The 4,657-nt window shown below is 71.2% G+C and carries 3 protein-coding genes and 1 pseudogene; all 4 read right to left on the minus strand.

Annotated features, from left to right (window positions below):
- Nucleotides 1–312 (minus strand): annotated as a pseudogene (locus tag VHB92_RS12770) (hypothetical protein); the annotation flags it as partial.
- 111 nt (nucleotides 313–423) lie between these two features.
- Nucleotides 424–3,354 (minus strand): ABC transporter permease, encoded by a 2,931-nt coding sequence (locus VHB92_RS12775; RefSeq protein WP_325454141.1) that lies wholly within the window; start codon nucleotides 3,352–3,354, stop codon nucleotides 424–426.
- 11 nt (nucleotides 3,355–3,365) lie between these two features.
- Nucleotides 3,366–4,139, minus strand: coding sequence for an ABC transporter ATP-binding protein (locus VHB92_RS12780; protein ID WP_325454142.1), 774 nt, complete (start codon nucleotides 4,137–4,139; stop codon nucleotides 3,366–3,368).
- A gap of 94 nt (nucleotides 4,140–4,233) precedes the next feature.
- Nucleotides 4,234–4,657 (minus strand): response regulator transcription factor (locus tag VHB92_RS12785; RefSeq protein WP_325454143.1); only part of this gene is annotated, 424 nt, incomplete at its 5' end.

Raw genomic sequence — 4,657 nt, forward strand, 5'->3', positions numbered from 1 at the left:
GTGGTCGACGATGCGCACCCGGGCGACGACGTGCGGGCGACTCGCGTCGGGGAAGGCCACGACCTCGGTCTGCGCACCCTGCGCGGACAGCGCGAGCCGGAGCTGGGCGAGGGCGGCGCCGCACGACATCGTCATCTCCCGTCCGGTGGGGTCGAGCGCGCCGAGCGCGCGGGCCGGGTCGCTGTGCAGCTCCATCGCACCGTCCCGCAGGTGGAAGCTCCACGGCTGCGTGTTGTGCACCGACGGCGCGAGGCGCGCATGCTCCGCGGCCGCGAGCAGCAGGGCTTCGTCGTTGCTGAGGGTCGCAGTCATGGTCTCTCCTACGTCGGGTCGTTCCCTGCCATCGACGCTAGGTACGGGAGCAGCCCCTGGCATCGTCCGGGGGCCCTGTGTCCGCGGGACCTTCGTCCTTCTTCGCCGGCATCAGTCGGCGACGCGGGTGGCGATGGCCGGCAGGATCTTCGCCGCCCGCCGCGCCGGGCCGATCGTCATCGCCAGCGACGCCGCGACGACGAGCACCGCCATGCCCGCGAGCGTGAGCCACGGGATGGGATAGCCGTTGCGCACGCCCTCGAACATCGCGCCGTTCCGATACATCACATAGGTCGTGAGGACACCCAACCCCGTGCCGAGCAGCACGCCTTCGGTGGCGATGAACCCGCTCTCGATGAGGAACGAGCGCTCGACGGTTCCCGCACGGAACCCGAGCGCCCGCAGGATGCCGATGGAGCGGCGGCGCTCGCGCACGGCCCGGACCATGACGACCCCGAGGCCGGTGATGCCGACGACGAGGCCCAGCGCGAGGAAGCCCTGCATGAGCTGGAAGAAGGCGACGTTGGCGTCGAACATGTGCCGCACCGTCGACGCGACGTCGGTGGCCACGAGGCTGGCCGCGAGGTGCTGCACCTGCAACGCGGAGGCTGCCTCGGCTGCGGTGCCCGCGCGCACCTTGACCAGCGCGCTCGACACCGTCACCGCATCCCCGAACTGCTGACGCACCGCCTCCGCGCTGGTGATGAGCGGGAACGATGCGGGACGCATCGGCGAGTAGAACGCCACTGCGCTGCGCAGGATGCCGGCGATCGTCTTGCGCTCCGCGACTCCCGTGGCCGGGTTGGTCACGGAGAAGGAGTCACCGGGAAGGTAGAACTGGCCGTTGGGGCCGCCCTGGGCCGCGAAGAACTGGTCGAGCACGACGTAGTCGGGGTGGTGCGAGAGGGCCTCCCAGACCGCGGCGTCGGTCGTCAGCCCTGCGAGTCGCTTGCTGAACCCCATCCCCTGCACGGCCGACGTCGTCACACCTTCGACGAGCGTGTCGATCGGCTCGGTCGTGCGCTTCCCCGGGTCGGTCGAGCGGGCGAGGGCAGAGACGAGCGGTGTGGACGCCAGCACGTCCCGCCCGGCGGGGCCGGCGGTCAGCAGCTGCGCCGGAGCGCTCGTCGCGGCGTCGGGGTTGAAGTCCACGCGGACGTCGTAGCCCGCGGTCGCGTAGCCCACCTGGGTGTCGACGCTGTTGTGGATGATGCCGCCGATCTCGGTGAGCAGCACGAGGACCAGGACGATCAGCGTGTACATGATGAGCGTCGCACCGGTGCGGAACCGCTTGACGAGCGGGTTGGCCACGCCGATGCGCGCCGCAAGGCCGCCGGGCGTGGACCGCTCGATCAACCGCCGGAACGGCCGCAGCACGACCGACTGGTTGACGGTGACGAGCGCGACTGCCGCGAACGCGAGCTGGGTGCCCTGGATGACGTAGACAGCCATCGACGGGGTGTCGAAGATCGCGGGACGGACGAGGTTGGCGACGAGCGACCAGACGACCACCGAGCCCGCCACGAGCGTGTGACCGCGCCGGCGCCCGAGGCGTTCCGCGAGGAGCGGGGTGAGGCAAAGCGCCGTGAGGGCGGGCAGGACGTAGGTGGCCTCCGGCTGGCTCGTGGCGACCGCGGGGACGGCCAGCACGCCGAGCAGGGCAGCGGCGCTCGTCGCCCAGCGGACGCGGCGGCGGCTCTTCTCCGTCGACGGCGTGACCTGCAGGTCGCGGATGGCGGCGATGATGTTGATGCGGCTGACCCGGATGCTCGTGACGACGATCGTCGCGAGCGCGATGACCAGGCCGAGCGCGGCGCCGTTGACGAGGCTGGTCGGGGTTACGGAGAACGTGACGTCGAGCCCGTTGCCGTCGAAGGACCAGCTGTTGAAGATGCGCGCGGCGATGAACGAGACGCCCCAGCCCACTCCGATGCCGAGGCCGACGCCGACGATGCTCGCGGCGACGGCGTAGAGGGCTCCCTCGATGGCGAACGCACCGATCAGGCTGCTGCGACGCAGGCCGGTCGCGCGCAGCATGCCGAGCATGCCCTTCCGGTCCTCCGCGAGCATCACGAAGATGTTCACGAGCAGCAGGGCGCCGGCGATGATGCTGAAGCTGCCGATCATGAGGAACAGAGCGCCCAGCGAATCACCGGTGCGCTGCGCGTTCAGCAGCACGTCCTTCTTCGGCGTCTGCACGTCGAGCTGGGGGCCGAAGGTGCCGATCGCCTGGCGGATCTTCGCCGTCACGGTCGCCGTCAGCCGGTTGCCCCGCTGCACGCCGCCGGTGTTCGACACGAACGTCACCACGCGCGGGTCCGCGTCGGCCGTGGTCGAGAGGCGCGCGAACGTGCCCTCGGGCAGGAAGACGTTGCGGTTCACGGACGAGCCGAAGCCCGTGCCGGCGAGGCCCTCCGTCGGGATGACCGCGTCGACGTAGAACTGGTGCGGGCGGCCGAAGAGGAACAGCGTGATGGGGTCGCCGGCCTTGGTGGACAGCGATAACGCGAGCGCCGCGTTGATGACCACGTGGCCCGACGGTGGTGCGGAGATCGCGAGGCCGGACGGTCCGCCGGCCGCGCCGAAGTGACGCGCGGCGGTGTAGTCCGTCTCCCAGGCGAGCACGCGTGGCTCGGCGACGGCCGTCGCTCCGGACCCGCGGGTCGCGGCGGCCTGGTCGACCTGAGCGGTGAGCACGCCGTCGACGTCGGGGTCGCCCGCGAGGTCTACCACCAGGCGGTTCGCCGCGAGGGCGCCGATGCCGGACGAGGTGCTGACGACGCGTTCGTCGATGGGGCCGAGCGTCCGGTAGGCGGTCTGCCGGACGCTGAAGCCGAGCGTGTCGCCGACGACGAGAGCACCGACGATGATCGCGGTGCCGAGGACCGAGCCTCCGACGACGAGCAGCGCCTCGGTGCGACGCCGGGCGACCTGGCGCAGGGCGAGGCGCCGCAGCACCGGACGCCGCAGGAGCAGGAACGCGATGGCTCCGAGGCCCGCGCCGACGAGGACGAGGAGGGGACCGGTCAGGTTGGGGTACATGCCGCACCCGCCTACATGGCCGGGACGGCCGGGACGTCCGTGAGGTCGATCGCCGGCCGGCGGACGTCGCGGACCAACCGCCCGTCGACCATCGTGACGCACCGGCTGGCGCGTTGACCGATGCCGGGGTCGTGCGTGACGAGGACGATCGTCTGTCCCTCGTCGGCGTTGAGCTCGCAGAGCAGGTCCATCACCTGTGCGGCCATCGTCGTGTCGAGGTTCCCCGTGGGTTCGTCCGCCCACACGATCGCGGGCCTTCCGACCAGTGCGCGCGCGATCGTGATGCGCTGCTGCTCACCGCCGGACACCTCGTTGGGCTTGTGCTCGGCCCGGTGGGCCAGACCGACGCGCGCGAGCATCGCCAGCGCCCGCTCGCGCGCCTCCACCTGCGGCACGCCGGTGAGCAGCAGGGGCAGCTCGACGTTCTCCGCTGCGCTGAAGACCGGGATGAGGTTGAACGCCTGGAAGATGAAGCCCATCGTGCGGGCGCGGTGGTCCGTGCGCTCGGCATCGCTCATCGCGAACAGGTCGTGCCCCTCGACGAGGACGTGCCCGGCGTCGATCTCGTCCAGGCCGGACAGGCAGTTGAGCAGCGTCGTCTTGCCGGAGCCCGAGGGGCCCATCACGGCGAGCAGCTCGCCCCTCTCCACCGTGAGGTCGAGCGCGTGCAGCGCGGGCACCTCCACATCACCGCTCCGGTAGACCTTGCGGACGCCGTCGGCTCGCAGCAGGGGACCGGCCGAACCGTCGTCGCCGGCGCGCTTCACTCGGTGCGGGATGTGCATGGACGCCTCCTCCGTCTCGGTCGACGGTGCTAGGGGAGGCGCATCGACGCCGCGGGCGTCCGACCTGTTCGGCGGAGGTCTTTAGCCCCAGCGATCAGCGGCGGACCTCGGTGGCGACGAAGACGGCCGCCTGCGTGCGGCTGGCGAGACCGAGCTTGGCGAGCACGCTGCTGACGTAGTTCTTCACGGTCTTCTCGGCGAGGTGCATCTTCGTGCCGATCTGGCGGTTGGTGAGGCCGTCGGCGACGAGCTCGAGGACCTTGCGCTCCTGATCGGTGAGCCCGGCCAGGCGCTGGTCCTCCTGCGGTCCGCGGCGCAGCCGCTCGAGGACGGCGGCGGTGACGGAAGGGTCGAGCAGCGACTGACCCTCAGCGACACGGCGCACGCCGTCGACGAGGTCGTTGCCGCGCACCTGCTTGAGGACGTAGCCGGATGCGCCCGCCATGATGGAGGCGAAGAGCGCCTCGTCGTCGTCGTGCGACGTGAGCATGAGCACTTGGGTGTCCGGCAGTGACGCG

The organism is Humibacter sp. (genome assembly GCF_035547335.1).
Lineage (GTDB): Bacteria > Actinomycetota > Actinomycetes > Actinomycetales > Microbacteriaceae > Humibacter.